At 65.7% G+C, this 18063-nt stretch carries 17 protein-coding genes; 12 read left to right on the top strand and 5 right to left on the bottom strand.

Features of this window, described 5'->3' with window-relative positions; genetic code table 11:
• Nucleotides 1-399 precede the first annotated feature (399 nt).
• The 3 genes from DK261_RS30045 to DK261_RS30035 all read right to left on the bottom strand — a co-directional run bounded on the left by DK261_RS30045 (nt 400) and on the right by DK261_RS30035 (nt 3779).
• Nucleotides 400-1164 (bottom strand): hypothetical protein, encoded by a 765-nt coding sequence (locus DK261_RS30045; protein ID WP_110177256.1) that lies wholly within the window; start codon nt 1162-1164, stop codon nt 400-402.
• A gap of 93 nt (nt 1165-1257) precedes the next feature.
• On the bottom strand, nt 1258-1893 hold the full coding sequence (locus tag DK261_RS30040) for a response regulator transcription factor (protein WP_053260452.1): 636 nt from the start codon (nt 1891-1893) through the stop codon (nt 1258-1260).
• Nucleotides 1890-3779 carry a PAS domain S-box protein gene (locus tag DK261_RS30035; RefSeq protein ID WP_110177254.1) on the bottom strand — a complete coding sequence of 630 codons (1890 nt, stop codon included), beginning with the start codon at nt 3777-3779 and terminating at the stop codon, nt 1890-1892. The genes DK261_RS30040 and DK261_RS30035 overlap by 4 nt, the downstream gene beginning before the upstream one ends.
• 343 nt (nt 3780-4122) lie before the next feature.
• Between DK261_RS30035 and DK261_RS30030 the strand changes: the two genes are divergently transcribed.
• The 4 genes from DK261_RS30030 (at nt 4123) to DK261_RS30015 (ending at nt 9336) form a co-directional block, all read left to right on the top strand.
• Complete coding sequence (locus DK261_RS30030) at nt 4123-5745, top strand: acyl-CoA synthetase (RefSeq protein WP_110177252.1); 1623 nt, start codon at nt 4123-4125, stop codon at nt 5743-5745.
• Between the two features lie 123 nt (nt 5746-5868).
• On the top strand, nt 5869-7641 hold the full coding sequence (locus tag DK261_RS30025) for an acyl-CoA dehydrogenase C-terminal domain-containing protein (protein ID WP_028682096.1): 1773 nt from the start codon (nt 5869-5871) through the stop codon (nt 7639-7641).
• A gap of 301 nt (nt 7642-7942) precedes the next feature.
• Complete coding sequence (locus DK261_RS30020) at nt 7943-8557, top strand: hypothetical protein (RefSeq protein WP_110177251.1); 615 nt, start codon at nt 7943-7945, stop codon at nt 8555-8557.
• Between the two features lie 149 nt (nt 8558-8706).
• Entirely contained in the window at nt 8707-9336 is a 630-nt protein-coding gene (locus tag DK261_RS30015; protein ID WP_053268616.1) for an HAD family phosphatase, read from the top strand.
• 23 nt (nt 9337-9359) lie between these two features.
• On the opposite strand, the gene DK261_RS30010 is transcribed toward DK261_RS30015, so the two are convergent.
• Nucleotides 9360-10373, bottom strand: coding sequence for an AraC family transcriptional regulator (locus tag DK261_RS30010; protein WP_028682099.1), 1014 nt, complete (start codon nt 10371-10373; stop codon nt 9360-9362).
• 171 nt (nt 10374-10544) lie between these two features.
• On the opposite strand from DK261_RS30010, the gene DK261_RS30005 reads away from it, so the two are divergent.
• The 7 genes from DK261_RS30005 to DK261_RS29975 all read left to right on the top strand — a co-directional run bounded on the left by DK261_RS30005 (nt 10545) and on the right by DK261_RS29975 (nt 16011).
• Nucleotides 10545-11396, top strand: a complete 852-nt coding sequence (locus DK261_RS30005) for a 3-hydroxybutyryl-CoA dehydrogenase (RefSeq protein WP_009048145.1) — start codon at nt 10545-10547, stop codon at nt 11394-11396.
• Nucleotides 11389-11985 (top strand): TetR/AcrR family transcriptional regulator, encoded by a 597-nt coding sequence (locus DK261_RS30000; RefSeq protein WP_041988438.1) that lies wholly within the window; start codon nt 11389-11391, stop codon nt 11983-11985. Before DK261_RS30005 ends, DK261_RS30000 begins: the two co-directional genes overlap by 8 nt.
• 276 nt (nt 11986-12261) lie before the next feature.
• Nucleotides 12262-12450, top strand: coding sequence for a DUF1843 domain-containing protein (locus tag DK261_RS29995; RefSeq protein ID WP_009048143.1), 189 nt, complete (start codon nt 12262-12264; stop codon nt 12448-12450).
• Between the two features lie 35 nt (nt 12451-12485).
• Nucleotides 12486-13130: a DUF1842 domain-containing protein gene (locus tag DK261_RS29990; RefSeq protein WP_016704870.1), complete on the top strand. Its 645-nt coding sequence runs from the start codon at nt 12486-12488 to the stop codon at nt 13128-13130.
• A gap of 52 nt (nt 13131-13182) precedes the next feature.
• The gene (locus DK261_RS29985) at nt 13183-13764 is read left to right on the top strand and encodes a DUF1842 domain-containing protein (RefSeq protein WP_009048141.1); all 582 of its coding nucleotides are present in this window, start codon (nt 13183-13185) and stop codon (nt 13762-13764) included.
• 151 nt (nt 13765-13915) lie between these two features.
• A complete protein-coding gene (locus tag DK261_RS29980) occupies nt 13916-15379 on the top strand; it encodes a GDL motif peptide-associated radical SAM/SPASM maturase (protein ID WP_009048140.1) in 1464 nt (487 codons plus the stop codon).
• A 218-nt stretch (nt 15380-15597) separates the two neighbouring features.
• Nucleotides 15598-16011, top strand: a complete 414-nt coding sequence (locus tag DK261_RS29975; protein WP_009048139.1) for a VOC family protein — start codon at nt 15598-15600, stop codon at nt 16009-16011.
• A gap of 47 nt (nt 16012-16058) precedes the next feature.
• Here the strand turns inward: DK261_RS29975 and DK261_RS29970 are convergent, their stop codons facing one another.
• Nucleotides 16059-16565, bottom strand: a complete 507-nt coding sequence (locus DK261_RS29970) for a helix-turn-helix domain-containing protein (RefSeq protein WP_009048138.1) — start codon at nt 16563-16565, stop codon at nt 16059-16061.
• 114 nt (nt 16566-16679) lie between these two features.
• On the opposite strand from DK261_RS29970, the gene fabF reads away from it, so the two are divergent.
• Nucleotides 16680-17948, top strand: coding sequence for a beta-ketoacyl-ACP synthase II (gene fabF, locus DK261_RS29965; RefSeq protein WP_110177511.1), 1269 nt, complete (start codon nt 16680-16682; stop codon nt 17946-17948).
• The last annotated feature ends 115 nt before the right edge of the window (nt 17949-18063 follow it).

The raw sequence follows: 18063 nt of genomic DNA, 5'->3' as shown, positions 1-18063 counted from the left end.
GTCGCCAAAAGCCAACGAGGCCCCAAGGTACCCAAGCCCAGGACATGGGTTCAAGGGACGGCGGTACATGCCCACGTTTCAACAGACAGGGTCATCAAGGCTGCCAAAACGAAAAGACCTTGAAAGGGATGGCCGTAAGGGCGGAACCCTAAGTAGCCGTGACCGCAGGAATGGATATGTACACCGTCCAAGAAATGCAGTGCCAGAGCCGACGCCATCGCGAGCAAGCTTCGCTCCTACAGAGGCCCACACCACTGCCATCGACCGTAACCGCAGGAATGGATATGTACACCGTCCAAGAAATGCAGTGCCAGAACAGACGCCATCGCGAGCAAGCTTCGCTCCTACAGAAGCAGCCGTGGCCGCAGCAACGAATATGTGCCCAAGAAGATCGAGCCCCTACTGCACCGGCAAAAAATTCATCAGCAACAAGCTCTGCGCATAATTCAACCCAATGCGCCGGTAGCGCTCGTCAAGCATCTGAGTCAGCAGATCGAGACGCGCCACAATCTTCCCAAACTCCACAGCAAAACTCAGATTGCTGCCCTCCTCCGAAATCTCATTGGAAAACAGCAACAATTCCCCATTGGCCCCCTGCCGCTGACTGAGCATCCAGGTAGCCTTTTCAATATTGCGCGCAGCGTTACTGACAAACTGCGGATCGATAGTGTCGGTCATGAAAAACTCGGTACGCCCGCCATGAGCGGTCACCAGCATGCTGCCAATGGCATAGATAAAGGCCCCAACCCGGTCGCCACGAAACTCCGGGCTCAAGGCATAACTCAGTGCCGCCAGGTCGCGACGGTTGCCCAGGGCCGGCAAGTCCTTCTGCTGCTCGATGGCCTGGCGGATATCCCGCGCGGCGCTGGTGGCATCGGTATACCCCCACTCGCGCCACTGGTTAGGGTTACGCAGGTAGAGCTTGTTCATCAGCAAGTAAAGGCTTTGCAGGTTGTCGCGCATGCTCAGGGTGGCCATGCGGTCGACGCTGGTCTGGAAGAATTCCTGGGGTTTGCCATTGCTGAACTGGTGGACCATGTCACGCCCCTGCTGCTGGCTGCAGCCACCGGCGCAGACTATCAAGACAGCGGCCAGCCACAGCGGCTGGCGCAGCATACGCAGGCAAAAGACGTGCAGAAAACAACGAGAAAGCGGATAAACCATCGGCACCGTTCTGGACTCTGGCCGCGCGGGGGATCGGCGCGGCCTGGCCCTGAATAGAACCGCAAAAACGCAAAAAGTGCGGTGGCCGCAGCCTCAGCGCAATTGCAGCGGGTCCACCAGCCCGACGGCGATGGCCATGCCCACCAGTTCCGGCAGGTGTTCGGCCTGCATGCGCTTCATCACCCGTGACCGATACAGGTCGATGGTCTTGACGCTGACCCCCAGCTGCTCGGCGATCTCGCGGTTGCTGTAGCCCTGCACCAACGGCAGCAACACGTCCTTCTCCCGCGGCGTGAGACTCTCCAGGCGCGCTTCGACCCGGGCCTGCCCGGCGTTGCGGCTGTGGCGGTCGTCGGCGCGGCTCAGGGCCTGCTGCACACTGTCCAGCAGCAGCTGTTCGTTGTAGGGCTTCTCGATGAAGTCCACGGCGCCGGCCTTGAACGCCCGCACCACGATGGGCACATCGGCGTGTCCGCTGACGAAGATCAGCGGCAGGTGGATATCCCGCTGGCGTAGCTCTTCCTGGACATTCAGCCCGCCCATGCCAGGCATGCGCACATCCAGCAGCACGCAGGCGTCGAGGCTCGGGTCGCAGTGTTCGAGGAACTCCCGGCCACTGGTGAAGGGCACCGCCTTGAGGCCCACCGACTCCAGCAGCCAGACGGTGGAGTCGAGCATGCCCGGGTCGTCGTCGACCACATACACCAGCTGCTGCGCCGCACTCGTCATTGCCTTGCTCCTGTTGTCGGTTGGGTGGGTGAATCGGCTTGCGCCGGGGCCGTCGCCGGCAAGTGGCAGCACATCTTCAGGCCCCGGCTCTGGGGCTGGGCCTGCAAGTCGCCGCCGAAGCCTTCGACGATGCTGCGGCTCATGGACAGCCCGAGCCCCAGGCCGTTGGCCTTGCTGGTGTAGAACGGGGTGAACAGCTGCGCCAGCTGCTCGGCGGAGACGCCCGGGCCCTGGTCGCTGACGCTGACCTCGACCCCGCCTTCGCCACTGGCCTGGGCGCCGAGGACGATCTGCGAGCCCTGCTGCGGATGCACCTCGCGATTGGCCTCGATGGCGTTGCGCAACAGGTTCAACAGCACCTGCTCGAGCAAGATCCGGTCGGCGTAAACCGGCGGCAGATTATCCGCCAGGCGCAGCTCGATCGTCACCTGGCAGGCCTGCGCTTCCCAGGCGCACAGGCGCACCGTTTCCCGGGTCACCTCGGCCAGGTCCAGGGCCTGGACCCGGCGCCCGCCCTTGCGCAAAAAGGCCCGCAGTCGCTTGATCACTTCGGCGGCGTGGGTGGCCTGTTCGGCGATCCGCTCCAGGCCCTGGGCGACCTTTTGCACAGCCTGGGGTTGGGTATCCAAGGCTTGCAGATAGCGCTGGCTGGCGTTGGCGTAATTGACCACCGCCGCCAGCGGCTGATTGATTTCATGGGCGATGCCCGAGGCCAGTTCGCCCAGGGTCACCAGGCGCGCGGTGTGGGCCAGTTCGTCCTGGTGATGGCGCTGCTGGGCCTCGCGCAATTCCCGTTCGCTCTGGTCGTGGGCCACCAGGGAATAGAAGCGCTCGCCACTGGCCGCGCGATGGGCCAGCAGCATCAGTGACACCGGCACCGACGCGCCGCCGGCCGGCGGTTGCAGGCGCGCCTCGATGCTCCAGCGGCCGCTGTGTTCGGCGCGGTGCCAGCCTTCGCGTTGCAGGCTGCCCAGCACCTCCGGGGTGAGGATGCTTGCCAGGTCCGGCATCGGCTGCCCGGCCTCCAGGCCCAGGGTGCGCCGGGCCGCCGGGTTGAGGTAGGTCACCGCGCCGCCCGGCTGGATGAACAGCACCGGGTCGGGGTTGGCCTCCACCACTTCCGCCAGGCGCCGTTTGTTCTCTTCGGCCTGGACCCGGGAGGTGATGTCCCGGGACACCGCCACCACTTCCACCACCGCCCCGGTGTAGGTTTCGCGGATCGCCCGGCAGGCGGTCTCGAACCACAGGTAATGGCCGTCGCGATGGCGGATGCGGTAGGTCATGGTGTGGTAGCCGTCCTGCTCCAGGGCGTCCCGGGTGCGCTGCGTCAGCCCGGCCAGGTCCTGGCTGTGGAACAGGCTGCGGGCCAGGCGCCCGCGCAGCTCTTCGGGCCAGTAGCCGAGCAGGGTCCAGGAGGCTGGCGAGGCGTCGAGAAAGGTGCCGTCGGGCGTATGCCGGGAAATCAGGTCGGTGGTGTTTTCGGTGATCAGCCGGTACAGGCGCCGGGCCGTGGCCGACTCGCGCTCGGCGAGGATCTGCGCCGTGGCTTCGCGGCAACGGGCCAGGACCCGTTGCCGGTGCGGGTCGGGGATAAAGCTCCAGAGCAGCACCCGCTCGCCCCACTGGGCCTCGACCTCTTCGATGGCCCGCTGCTGCTCCAGGCACGCGCGGACCAGGGCCGGGTGATTGACCGGCAGCAGCGCCGCGACCTCGCTCGACGCCTCGCTATCCAGCCACTGCAAGAGCGCCGGGTTCAGGTCCACGGGCCGCGCCTCGGCGTCCAGCAACAGGCTGGGTTGCGGGTCATGGCCGAGCCAGGGCGAGTCCGGCAGCCGGCCTTCACGCTGCAGGTGCAGCCAGCGGCTCAAGTGGGTGGAGGTGGGCATCGTCGATAAACCTGCGGGCTGGATCAGCGAATTATTAATGTAGTAGAAATACTATACAACTCAGGTAGTACTTCCATATCAATTGCCAAGCAGTATATAAAAGCCTCCGGATAAGTCACCGAGCCTTTGCAAGGTGTGCTGCGTACCGATGATCAAGCCAAACGCTGCCCTCACCTGACGGTGACGCCAGGATGCTGGATGGCTTGCGTAGGAGCTGGCTTGCCAGCGAAGGCGTCCGCGAGATCGCTTTCGCCGGCAAGCCGGCTCCTACGAAGGGGTCGCAACACAACCAGAGAAGGCCTCGGCCAATAGAGCTAACAATCAGCCACCGGGTACCCGAACCATGTCCATCTACGAGCAAGGCCTCGCGCCGACGGCCGTCAACCATATCGCCCTGTCCCCTTTGAGCTTCATCGAGCGCACCGCCGCCGTTTACCCCGATTACCCGGCGGTGATCCACGGTTCGATCCGCCGCACCTGGGCCCAGACCTACAGCCGCTGCCGGCGCCTGGCCTCGGCCCTGGCCGGGCGCGGGATCGGCAAGAACGACACGGTGGCGGTGATGCTGCCGAACATCCCGGCCATGCTCGAAGCCCACTTCGGCGTGCCGATGATCGGCGCCGTGCTCAATGCCCTCAACGTGCGCCTGGACGCCGAGGCCATCGCCTTCATGCTGGCCCACGGCGAGGCCAAGGTGCTGATCGCCGACCGCGAATTCCATGAGGTGATCCACGCCGCCATCGCCATGCTCGACCAGCCGCCTTTGGTGATCGACCTCGACGACCCCGAGTACGGCGAGGGCCAGCCGGTCAGCGAGCTGGACTACGAGGCCTTCCTCGCCGAGGGCGACCCGGCATTCGCCTGGCAGTGGCCGAATGACGAATGGCAGGCCATCGCCCTGAACTACACCTCGGGCACCACCGGCAACCCCAAGGGCGTGGTCTATCACCACCGCGGCGCCTACCTCAACGCCCTGGGCAACCAGATGACCTGGGCCATGGGCAACCACCCGGTGTACCTGTGGACCCTGCCGATGTTCCACTGCAACGGCTGGTGCTACCCCTGGACCGTCACCGCCCTGGCCGGGGTCCATGTGTTCCTGCGCCGGGTCGACCCGCAGAAGATCCTCAACCTGATCCGCGAGCACCAGGTCACGCACCTGTGCGGCGCGCCCATCGTGCTCAATGCCCTGGTGAACATGCCGGACTCGGCCAAGGCGGCCATCGACCACCCGGTCAATGCCATGGTCGCCGGGGCCGCGCCACCGGCCAAGGTGATAGGCGCGGTGGAAGAAATGGGCATCAAGGTGACCCACGTCTACGGCCTGACCGAGGTCTACGGGCCGGTGACCCTGTGCGCCTGGCACGCGGCCTGGGACGAGTTGCCCCTGGAACAGCGGGCGCAGATCAAGTCGCGCCAGGGCGTGCGTTACCCGACCCTGGAAGGGGTGATGGTGGCCGACCCGAAAACCCTCGAACCCACGCCCCGCGACGGCCAGACCATCGGCGAGATCTTCATGCGCGGCAACACGGTGATGAAGGGCTACCTGAAGAACCCCAGCGCCACCGCCGAGGCCTTCGAGGGCGGCTGGTTCCACACCGGCGACCTGGGGGTGACCCACCCGGACGGTTATGTGGAGATCCGCGACCGGCTCAAGGACATCATCATTTCCGGTGGCGAGAACATCTCCACCATCGAGCTGGAGGGCGTGCTCTATCGCCACCCGGCGGTGCTGGAAGCCGCGGTGGTGGCGCGGCCCGACGAGAAATGGGGCGAGACGCCCTGCGCCTTCATCACCCTCAAGGCCGATCACCAGCAGGTCAGCGAGGCGCAGATCATCGCCTTCTGTCGGGAACACCTGGCGGGCTTCAAGGTGCCGCGCACCGTGGTGTTCAGCCAGTTGCCCAAGACCTCCACCGGCAAGATCCAGAAGTTCGTCCTGCGCGACATGGCGAAAAACCTCTAGTTTGAATAGACAGAAACCCCGCGCACGTCGTTGTCCTGCTGGGAGTCGGCACGGCGGGGTCTAGCCTTTTTGAATCACCCGGCCCCGGCCGTTCAACCTCCACTCTTGCCCGAGGTTCCTGCAATGCCCGAATTCAACGCCCCCCTGCGCGACATGCGCTTTGTCCTGCATGAAGTGTTCAACGCGCCCAAACTCTGGGCCCGGCTGCCGGCCCTGGCGGAGACGGTGGATGCCGATACCGCCGATGCGATTCTCGAAGAGGCGGCCAAGGTCACCGGCCAGCTGATCGCCCCGCTCAACCGCAGCGGCGACGAGGAAGGCGCCACCTGGGACAACGGCCGGGTGCGCACCCCCGCCGGTTTCAAGGAGGCCTACGGCACCTATATCCAGGGTGGCTGGGTCGGCCTGAGCGGCAACCCGGCCTACGGCGGCATGGGCATGCCGAAGATGCTCGCGGTGCAGTTCGAAGAGATGCTCTACGCCGCCAATTCCAGCTTCGCCCTGTATTCGGCCCTGAGTTCCGGCGCCTGCCTGGCCATCGACGCCCACGCCAGCGAGGCACTCAAGCAACTGTACCTGCCGCCCATGTACGAAGGCCGCTGGGCCGGTTCCATGTGCCTGACCGAGGCCCATGCCGGCACCGACCTGGGGATCATCCGCACCCGCGCCGAACCCCAGGCCGACGGCAGCTACCGGATCAGCGGCAGCAAGATCTTCATCACCGGCGGCGAGCAGGACCTGACCGAAAACATCATCCACCTGGTCCTGGCCAAGCTGCCGGACGCCCCGGCCGGGCCCAAGGGCATCTCGCTGTTCCTGGTGCCGAAGATCCAGGTCGACGCCCAGGGCAACCTCGGCCAGGCCAACGCGGTGAGCTGCGGTTCCATCGAACACAAGATGGGGATCAAGGCCTCGGCCACCTGCGTGCTGAACTTCGACGGCGCCACTGGCTGGCTGATCGGCGAGGCCAACAAGGGCCTGGCGGCGATGTTCACCATGATGAACTACGAGCGCCTGTCGATCGGCATCCAGGGCATCGGCTGCGCCGAGAACGCCTACCAGAACGCCCGCACCTATGCCCGCGAGCGCATCCAGAGCCGCTCGCCCGCAGGCCCGGTGGCCAAGGACAAGATCGCCGACCCGATCATCGTCCACCCCGATGTGCGGCGCATGCTGCTGTCCATGAAAGCCATGACCGAGGGCGGCCGGGCCTTCGCCAGCTACGTCGGCCAGCAGCTGGACCTGGCCAAGTTCGCCGACCAGCCCCACGAGCGGCACAACGCCGAGGCCCTGGTGGCGCTGCTGACCCCGGTGGCCAAGGCGTTCTTCACCGACACCGGGCTGGACAGTTGCATCCTCGGCCAGCAGGTCTTCGGCGGCCACGGCTATATCCGCGAATGGGGCCAGGAACAGCTGGTGCGGGATGTGCGCATCGCGCAGATCTACGAAGGCACCAACGGTATCCAGGCCCTCGACCTGCTGGGCCGCAAAGTGGTGGGCAACGGCGGCGTGGCCCTGCGCCTGTTCACCGGCGAGATTCGCGACTACGCCTACCTGCCCGGCGCCGCCTACGCCGCCGAATTGCTGGACGCGGTGCAGCGCCTGGAAGACCTCAGCGACTGGCTGCGCGAACAGGCGGTGCAGAACCCCAACGCAGTGGGCAGCGCCTGCGTCGAGTACCTGCATCTGTTCGGCTACGTGGCCTACGCCTACCTGTGGGCGCGCATGGCCCAGGTGGCCGAGCACAAGCACGCCGAGGACGAAAGTTTCTACGGCGCCAAGCTGGCCACGGCGCGCTTCTACTTCAGCCGCCTGCTGCCGCGCATCCTCAGCCTGGAACAGAGCATCCGCGCCGGCAGCTCCTCGCTGTTCGGCCTGGAAGCGGAGCAGTTCTAACCCCCTCGGGCGGGGCCCCTGTGCCCCGCCCTGCTGCACGGCGGCTGATGCAAAACCGGCGGCGGCCTTGCATACTGCGCGCCCCGAACACCGCCCAAGGAAGAAACGTGTTGGCGCCTGCCCCGATCATTGCTCGTCCAGCCATGCTGCTACCCGGCACTGCGCACCTGATCCGCACCTTAGCTACTCGCCCATTCCAGCCTGGTGAACCGACCCTGTCCGCCACCGGCAGTGGCTTGCCATGCCCTTGAATCCGGCACACCCCGTGCCATCCCCTTTCCTGTCTTTGCCGAGTACGCCCATGCATCGCCTGTTCACTTTGTGGTTATGGATCAACGCCGTCCTCAGCGGAATCGCCGTGGCGGCCCCGCTGTCCGTGATGGTGTTTACCGACCTGCAACTGATCGTCCCCCGGGACGTCAGCGGCACCCTGTTCGGCGGGGCCATGGGCTTTCAGCTGTACCTCGGCATCTGGCTCCTCTGCGCCCTCGGCCTGGGCCTGGCCCTGCTCACGCGCATGCCCGGCGCCCGCCTGGCCTGGATCGTCGCCGGCCTGGTGCCGCTGCTGCTGGGCGCCTGGTGGCGGATCAATTACCCGGACGATGCCGACGGCAACCTGATCTTCAGCCCGCAAGCCTGGGAGCTGGACTACGCCATGGCGATCGGCTGCGGCCTGGTCTTCAGCGGTCTGTACTGGTATCGACGCGGGCGCCTCAAGCCCCGCCCGGTCGCCACTAGTGCGGATGTGCTGCTGCCCCGGACCGTCGGCGCGCTGATCCTCGCCGGCGTGTTCCTCCTCCCGCCGCTGAACTTCATCAAGCAGCAGGCCCTGCCCAACTGTGCGTTCAACAAGGCCGGGCAACAGCTGACGGTGTGCCTGGGCGATGACCCGAACGAACAGGTGATTGTCGACTGAAAGAGGGCTGTGGCCCCGGCTCGAACAGCCCGGCGAGCAGCGCATGTCGCTGCGCCGGAAACCGGGCCCGGGCCGCCGGCAAATTGCATTGCATCGCCTACCGTCGCAGGATGTCTGCCCTGACCCACAACCGCTCAAAGGACGTGCTCATGACAATTCGTGCTGTGGTTTTCGATTTTGGTGGCGTGCTGTTCGACTGGAATCCGCACCATCTGTACCGCCAACTGATCCCTGACGATACCCGCCGCCAATGGTTCCTCGACACCATTTGCACCCAGGCCTGGAATACCCGGCAGGACGCCGGGCGAACGCTGGCCGAAGCGACCCGCAGCCTGGTGGCCGAACACCCGGAACATGCGCCCCTGATCGAGGCCTATTACGGGCGCTGGCCGGAAATGCTCCGCGGCCAGCTGGATGACGGCGTGGCCTTGCTGGAAGACCTGCACCTGGCGCAGATGCCGCTGTTCGGGCTGACCAACTGGTCCCGGGAAACCTTCCCCTATGCCTGGGACAACTATCCGTTCCTGCAGCGTTTTCGCGACATCGTGGTGTCCGGGCAGGAGCGGCAGATCAAGCCTGACGCAGAGATCTACCACACCACCCTGCAACGCATCCGCGCGCACCTGCCGGAGGTGGCGCCCCAGGAGCTGGTGTTCATCGACGATCACGCGCCGAATATCGTCGCCGCCAAGGCCCTGGGCTGGAATGCGATTCACCATCAGTCCGCGGCTGAGACCCGGCGGCAGTTGCAGGCGTTGGGGTTGGGGCTGTCGGTTTGAACTGAGGCGGGCGCGCCAGCCCGTCAGGTTGTCGGCTGGTACCGCGCGCGATAGCGCCCCGGGCTTTCGCCGGTCCATTTCTTGAACGCGCGGTGGAAGGCGCTGGGCTCCTGGAAGCCGGTGCGCTCGGCGATTTCGCCGATGCTCGCGCGGCTCTGGCGCAGCAGTTCGACGGCCATGCCACGGCGCACTTCGTCCTTGATTTCCTGGTACGACACACCCTCGCGCTCCAGGCGCCGCCGCAGGGTGCTGGGGCTGACCTGCACCTCGCCGGCGAAGGCTTCCAGGGTCGGCCACTGGCTGTAATGACTGCGGCGCAAGCGTTGATAGACCTGGGTCGCCAGGCCGTGCTGGTTGCGAAAACGGATCACCAGCCACTGCGGCGCGCTGCGCAGAAAGACCTTGAGCGAGGCCAGGTCCTGGACCACCGGCAGGCGCAGGAAACGGCTGGCGAACTCGATTTCGGTGCGCTCGGCGCCGAAGGTCAGGTTCGGCCCCCAGAGCAAGGCATCGTCGCTCAGGGACAGGCGCGGATAACGGAAGTCGGCGCGGTCGATGGCAATGCGCCGCCCGCCGAGCCAGCACAGCAGGCTGATCATCAGCACCAGGAACGTCTCTTCGCCAAAACGCCCGGTGGCCTCATCGCGAGGCTGGCTGTCGAGGCTCAGCACCGCGCGCTTGCCGCGCACACTGAGGCTGCCGCGAAAGTCGCGCAGGAACAGGCCGAAGTTGGCCAGGCATTGGCGCAGGGCTTTTTCCAGGGTCGGCTCCTGGATCAGCCCCCGGCAGATCAGGGCGAAAGCGCCCGGCGGCAGGCCGTGGGAATCGAGCCGGAAAAACTCGTCCTGCAGCTCGCGGATCTGGATCAGCCACAGGGCCGCGAACGCGCTGGCCGGCACCCGCGCCTCGGGCTGGCCGAGCAAGGCCGGATCGATGCCCGCCTCGGCCAGCACTGCGGCCAGGCGCTCGGGTCGCTCACGCAAGGCGTGGACCATGACCTGCACGAAGTAGACCGCGACCGAATCCTTTTCCCGCATGGAATGACTGCTCTCTGTGGCTGTGAACATGGCAAAAAACGCCAGCGCGGCTGAGCGCTTTTGGCATAGGCCGGGGTCGGCGCGGGCACTAGACTCGCGCCTCGAAGGTTGCATTGCAAGACGCGTTCGCGCTGCTCTGCGACACGCCCGGACGAAGAAAGAGAAGCCAAGATGAATCTGCAGAATATCGGCGTGATCGGCGCCGGCACCATGGGTAACGGAATCGCTCAGGTCTGTGCCCAGGCCGGGTTCGAAGTGACCTTGCTGGACATCAGCGACAGCGCCCTGCAAAAGGCCCTGGCCACGGTGAGCAAGAACCTCGACCGGCTGATCGCCAAGGGCAGCCTGGACGAAGTACAGAAACAGGCGACGCTGGGGCGCATCCGCACCAGCACCGACTACGCCAGCCTGGTCGACGCGCACCTGGTGATCGAGGCGGCAACGGAAAACCTCGAGCTGAAACTGCGGGTGCTGCAACAGATCGCCGCCCAGGTGGCCAGCACCTGTGTGATCGCCTCCAACACCTCGTCGCTGTCGATCACCCAGCTCGCCGCCAGCGTCAGCGCGCCCGAGCGCTTTATCGGCCTGCACTTCTTCAACCCGGTGCCGGTGATGGGCCTGATCGAAGTGATTCGCGGCCTGCAGACCAGCGACGCGACCCACACCCTGGCCCTGGACATGGCCACGCGCCTGGGCAAGGTCGCGATCACCGCCGGCAACCGCCCGGGCTTCGTGGTCAACCGGATCCTGGTGCCGATGATCAACGAGGCGATCCTGGTGTTGCAGGAAGGCCTGGCCAGCGCCGAGGACATCGACGCCGGCATGCGCCTGGGCTGTAACCAGCCGATCGGCCCGCTGGCCCTGGCCGACCTGATCGGCCTGGACACCCTGCTGGCGATCCTTCAAGCCCTCTACGATGGCTTCAACGACAGCAAATACCGGCCCGCGCCGCTGCTCAAGGAAATGGTTGCCGCCGGTTACCTGGGGCGCAAGACCGAACGCGGCTTCCACCGCTATGGCTGAGCGTTGCTCGCGTTTTGCCGAAAGCCGCGACAAGGCCCTGGAGCTGTTCGCCAGCAAGGGCTTCGGCCAGGTCGGCATGCGCGAGCTGGCGAGCCATCTGGGGCTGACCCCGGGCTCGCTGTATCACCATTACCCGAGCAAGCAGCACCTGCTGCTGGACCTGATCGAAGAGTTCTACGACGAACTGCTCGATACCCTGGGGCGCATCGAACGGCGGCGCAAGGCGCCGGACGATCGCCTGCGCACCCTGATCCGCGCCCACCTGAAACTGCACCGGGAACTGCCCCGGCATTTCCGCCTGGTGGAGCGCGACAGCGGTTGCCTGAACCCGGACCAGCAGGAGCGCGTGCGCCAGCTGCGCGAGCAATATGAACGCCGCCTGCTGATGCTCCTCGGCCCGCTGCCGCGGCTCGGCGACGCGGTGCTGCTGGCCACCGGGCATGCCATCGCCAGCCTGCTCAACAATGCGCCCGGCTGGCTGGCCGAACAGCCGTTGGCCGAACACGAGCGCGAAACCCTGCTGGAACACCTGCTCAGCGGCGCCCTGGAACGGCTGTTGAACAGCTCGCCGCAGAGTGCCGTGGCCTGACGCCGGGCCGGGGGCGATCCTGCCCTTTTCCGCCCACTTCCGGGAGTCGAAGTGCGCAGCGCCGCTTGTATCTATTCTTCGTAAGCCGCGCCCTGCTGATTGCCAAACGCGCTATATCGCCGCGCCAGTTGCTTGTCCCGCCTGAATATATTTTTTCCCGATAACGGCTATTCAAAGTTATTCAGTGGCCCTTGCGTTTGCCCCGAGCCCGGCCTGCTTAACTGCAAAAGCTGCCGGATAGCGCAGTCTCTACAACCTCCCACGGAAGGCAACGCCATGAGTTCATCCTCGCAACATGTCATTCCGCCCTATGGAGTGGCGATTCAGAAAGCAATCTCCCTCGGCAACCTGCCGCAGATGAAGTCCCTGCTCAAACAGCGCGATAAATCCCAGAAAGAATCCAAGGATCTGAGCAGCGCTTACGAGCAGTTGGCACAGGAAGTCGCCCGTCTGGAACGGCGCTAAGGCCGTTTCCATTTTCTAATGCAATGGAGGCAATCATGTCCGGTTCCACTACGTCCCCTGTTGGCCTGTTTCCGCTCAGCTACCGGATCGGCAATCCGACCCCGGGCGCGCCGAGCCTTACCCTCGACCTTCTGGTCTACACCCCCGAGCAGACCGTGCGCGGTACCTCGGTGGTGACCCAGGCCACCAACCCGCCGCTGGACCTGCAGTCCGATGTGTGGGGGCAATACACCTACCTCACCGTCATGCCACCCAGCTCGAGCAAGATCCTGGTCACCGCCCAGGGTAACCAGGGCGGGCCGGGCTCGAACTCGATCGTCACCTTCAAGATTCAGCTGGTGGTGGACCACGACTGGAAGAACGGCATCGCCAACTACCAGTACTACAACGGCCAGCGCTGGGTATCGGTGGAGAACGCACCGGCCCACCTCGTCGAGTCGGTACCCTCCTACGCCTTGTCAGCCCTGCCAATACCACTGGAACCCGGCCCGGTCCTGCTGCCGTATCCACCGATCACCCCGCTGTATGCCGCGCCGATCCATGGCGCCATCGCCAGCGGCGACTTGACCCAGATGAAGAGCCTGGCCAGCCTGGCCCAGCAGCAACTGGACCAGTTGCCCCAGCTGCGCAGCGCGCTGGATGCGGCCAAGGACGAGATCGGCCGGCTCGAGCGGCGCTGACCACGGCGTGCCAACCCACCGACTTCCCTGAACAAGAACAAGGAGTTGCACCATGCAAACTGGACTGTTCCATACCCGTATCCAAGCCACCACGGGGCTGTTGGGTGCCCCGGTTCTGACCCTCGACCTGTTGGTCAACACCGTGCAGAAAAAAGTCAGCGGCGTGGCCCGCGTGTTCAAGAGCACTTACCCGCCGGTGAACTTCTTCGCCGACGTGTGGGGCGACTATTCCAAGGCACAGCTGCACCCGTCGACCGAAGGCCACATCATCCTGAGCCTGACCGGCAACCCCAGCGGCCCGACCAGCCAGATCGCCGCGACCTTCCACCTGCACGGGATTCTCGGGCTCGACTGGGCCAGCGGTTTCGCCAGCTACAAATACTGCTACCAGGGCAACTGGCAGGACGTGCAGCACGCCACGGTCAGCCAGGCGTCGATCCCGCACCCCGAGCCTGTGCCCCATCACCCCGTGCCGCTGTATGCGGTGGCGGTGCAGCAGGCGCAAAGCAGCGGTGACCTGGCGCAGCTCAAGGCGGTCGTCCGCCAGGGCGAGCAGCAACTGGCCAGCAGCGATGCGCTGCGCAGCGCCTTGCAGCAGCTGAACGCCGAGATCGCCCGCCTCGAAGCTCGCTGAGCAGTGGCGTCCGGGCCTGGCCTTCCTTCCTCGGAGCCAGGCCCGGTCTTCCATTGCAAACCATGTGTCCGCTCGGGCCGGCACCGCCAGGGACGGCGCGGACATCCACCAGGTTCGTGCCGCGCGCCTGTGTGCGCCCAAAGGACTGTCCATGTCAGCCAATCGCCCCGCCCGCTACCTCAGCGAAACCGACCTCAAGCGTTACGTACCGGTGCATGTGGTCTGGGAAATCACCCTCGCCTGCGACCTCAAGTGCCTGCATTGCGGCTCGCGCGCCGGCCATCGACGCCCCAACGAACTGAACACCCAGGAATGCCTCGACGTGATTGACGCCCTCGCCGCCCTCGGCACGCGGGAGGTCACCCTGATCGGCGGCGAAGCCTATTTGCGCAAGGACTGGACCCGCCTGATCCGGGCCATCCACGACCATGGCATCTACTGCGCGATCCAGACCGGCGGGCGCAACCTCACCCCGGCGAAAATGCAGGCCGCGGTGGAGGCCGGGCTCAACGGCGTGGGGGTTTCGCTGGACGGCCTGGCGCCCTTGCATGACGCCGTGCGCAACGTCCCGGGCTCCTTCGACAAGGCCGTGGACACCCTGCGCCGGGCCAAGCAGGCCGGGCTCGCGGTCAGCGTCAACACGCAGATCGGCGCGGCCACCCTGCCCGACTTGCCGGAGCTGATGAACCTGATCATCGAGCTGGGCGCCACCCATTGGCAGATCCAGCTGACGGTGGCCATGGGCAACGCGGTGGATCACCCGGAACTCTTGCTGCAACCCTATCAACTGCTGGAAGTCATGCCGCTGCTCGCGCGCCTCTACCGCGAAGGCCAGGAACGCGGCCTGCTGATGAACGTGGGCAACAACATCGGTTACTACGGCCCATACGAGCATATGTGGCGCGGTTTCGGTGACGAGCGCGTGCACTGGAGCGGCTGCGCCGCCGGGCAAACGGTGCTGGCCCTGGAAGCCGACGGCACGGTGAAGGGTTGCCCGTCACTGGCGACGGTGGGGTTCTCCGGCGGCAATGTGCGCGACATGAACCTGCACGACATCTGGCACTACAGCGAAGGCATGCATTTTGGCCGCCTGCGCTCGGTCGACGACCTCTGGGGCTATTGCCGCACCTGCTACTACAACGACGTGTGCCGCGGCGGCTGCACCTGGACCTCGCACTCGCTGCTGGGCAAGCCGGGCAACAATCCGTACTGCCACTACCGCGCCCTGGACCTGCAGAAAAAGGGCCTGCGCGAACGCATCGTCAAACTCGAGGACGCCGCCAAGGCCTCGTTCGCGGTCGGGCGCTTCGACCTGATCACCGAACGCATCGACACCGGCGAGACGGTCAGCAGCGTCAGCGACAGCGGCCAGGTGATCAAGCTGGCGTGGATCAACCAGGGGCAGAAATCCCCCGAGGAAGGACGCCTGCCCACCCGGTTGGCCCTGTGCCGCAGCTGTTGGCAATACATCCATAGCCACGAAACCACCTGCCCGCACTGCTCGGCCGATGTGGCCAGCGCCGAGGCCGACTACCTGGCCGACCGTGCCCGGCAGCAGGCGATCATGGATCGCCTGACCGGCCTGCTGGGGATGCCCCAGACCCGACTGGTATAGCGCCACCCCAGGCTCGCCGCCGACTCGGCGGCGGGCCTGACAGGGAGTGCACCAAGGGTGATAACCCGTCACCGCCCCAATGAGAAAACCGTCTAAGAACAAGCCCACTGCCACCCAGGTTTAGGCTTTGCTAGTGGAGGTCTCAATCCATCGGTTTTTTTGCCAGCGGGCCGGCTTATCCGACGCGCCCGCTGCCCTGCCATCCGGGAGTCACCAGCATGAAAATCAATCCCTACCTGATCTTCAACGGCGATTGCGCAGCCGCCTTCAAGTTCTACGCCCAGAGCCTGCAAGGCACCCTCGAAGTGATGATGACCTTCGGTGAAAGCCCCGCCCGCGAGCATGTTCCCGCCGAGTATCACAACCTGATCATCCACACCCGCCTGCTGGTGGGCGACCAGGCCATCATGGGCTCGGACAGCACGCCCGATCGGCCTTACGCGGGGATCCACGGCTGCTCGATATCGCTGAATGTCGACAGCATCGCCGAGGCCGAGCGGGTGTTCGCCGCGCTGGCGGACCAGGGCACTGTGCAGATGCCGTTGGAGGCCACCTTCTGGGCGGTGCGTTTCGGCATGCTGGTCGACCGCTTCGGCGCCTCGTGGATGATCAACTGCGAAAAGGACCAGTGACAGGCGCTGGTGGTTAAGCCCAAGGTGCCGTGGCGATCCGCGGCACTTCAGGCTTCGCCCTTGGCCTCCATCACCTGCAGCGCCCCCAGGCGCTGACGTATGCCTTCGCTGGCCATCGGCCCGGCCTGGACCGTGCAGTGCTCCAGCGGCACCGGGCGGCCATCGACCAGGTCAGCCATCATCGGCCGCACCGGCCGGCCGGTGGCGCGCTCGACGATCTGCACGCTTTCCCCTTCCGGCGCGTAATGGCGATTGCCCCAGGCAACGAACGCCATCAGCACCACACGGAAGTCCTCGCCCCGGGCCGTCGGCACATACTGGTAGCGCAGCGGCCGCTGGCTGTAGGCCTGGCGCTCGAGCAAGCCGGCCTCGACCAGCGAATTCAAGCGCCGGGTGAGCATGTTGGGGGCGATCTCCAGGCTGCGGGAAAACTCCTCGAAACGCCGCAGGCCATGCAGGGCGTCGCGCATGATCAGGATGCTCCACCACTCGCCCACCCGCTCCAGACTGCGGGCAATCGGGCATTCGTCGTGAAGGAGGGTCTTGCGTTGCATGGCGGTTCCTCGGAGTTCGCAGTTGCGTATTTGTGGTTCGGGCATGTTACTTTCATGATGATAGTGACGTCCATAGAGCGACACACCCCACTCGAGATGAAGGAGCTGAAGGTCATGAATAAACGCATTGTCGTCACTGGCATGGGCGCATTGACCCCGCTGGGCTGCGGCGTCGAACAGGTCTGGCAACGCCTGCTGGCCGGGCAATCGGGTATCCGCCGGCTACCGGAAGAACTGATCGGCGACCTGCCGATCAGCATCGGCGGCCAGGTTCCGGACCGCATCCAGGACCCGCAGGCCGGCTTCGATCCGGACGCGCTGCTGGCGCCCAAGGAACAGCGCAAGATGGACCGCTTCATCCTGTTCGCCCTCGCCGCCGCCCAGGAGGCGCTGACCCAGGCCGGCTGGGCACCGCAGACCGCCGAAGCCCAGGAACGTACCGCCACCATCATCGCTTCGGGCGTGGGCGGTTTCCCGGCCATCGCCGACGCCGTGCGCACCACCGACAGCAAGGGGCCGCGGCGTCTTTCGCCGTTCACCATTCCGTCCTTCCTCAGCAATATGGCCGCCGGCCATGTGTCGATCCAGCATGGCCTGAAGGGGCCGCTGGGCACGCCGGTGACGGCCTGCGCCGCGGGTGTCCAGGCCATCGGCGACGCCGCGCGGATGATTCGTGCCGGGGAGATCGACATCGCGGTCTGCGGGGGCACGGAAGCCACGATTCACCGGGTCAGCCTGGCCGGTTTCGCTGCCGCGCGCGCCCTGTCGAGCGATTTCAACGACACTCCGGAACGTGCTTCGCGGCCCTTCGACCAGGCCCGTGACGGCTTTGTGATGGGCGAAGGCGCCGGCCTGCTGGTGATCGAGGAGCTGGAACACGCCCTGGCCCGCGGCGCCACGCCGATCGCCGAACTGGTGGGCTACGGCACCAGCGCCGACGCCTATCACATGACCGCCGGGCCAGAAGATGGCGACGGCGCCCGCCGCGCGATGCAACAGGCGTTGCGTCAGGCCGGCGTCGAGCCATCCCAGGTCCAGCACCTGAACGCCCACGCCACCTCGACCCCGGTGGGCGACAAAGGCGAACTGGCGGCGATCAAGAGTGTGTTTGGCAACAGCAGCGAGCTGGCCATCGCCTCGACCAAATCGGCCACCGGCCACCTGCTGGGCGCTGCCGGCGGGATCGAAGCGATCTTCACCATCCTGGCGCTGCGCGACCAGATCGCCCCCGCCACCCTCAACCTGGAAAACCCGGATGCCGGCGCGCAAGGCCTCAACCTGATTCGTGGCCAGGCGCAGCCGCTGGCGATGGAATACGCCTTGTCCAATGGCTTCGGCTTTGGCGGGGTGAATGCCAGCGTGCTGTTCCGGCGCTGGGGGTAAGGCCGGGATTGTTCGCCGGGCATAACGTGGTTTCAGTGTGGCTTCGCTGGAACCTCGATGTGCCCGGCCAGCCTTGTGCAACGGGGTATTTTCAGTCGGCTGTCGACACGTCCGG

Origin of the sequence: Pseudomonas sp. RW409, from assembly GCF_003184125.1 — a bacterium.
Classification (GTDB): Bacteria; Pseudomonadota; Gammaproteobacteria; order Pseudomonadales; family Pseudomonadaceae; genus Aquipseudomonas; species Aquipseudomonas chlororaphis_I.
The sequence above is the reverse complement of the archived record's forward strand: the minus strand, read 5'-3'. Positions and strand labels throughout refer to the sequence as shown.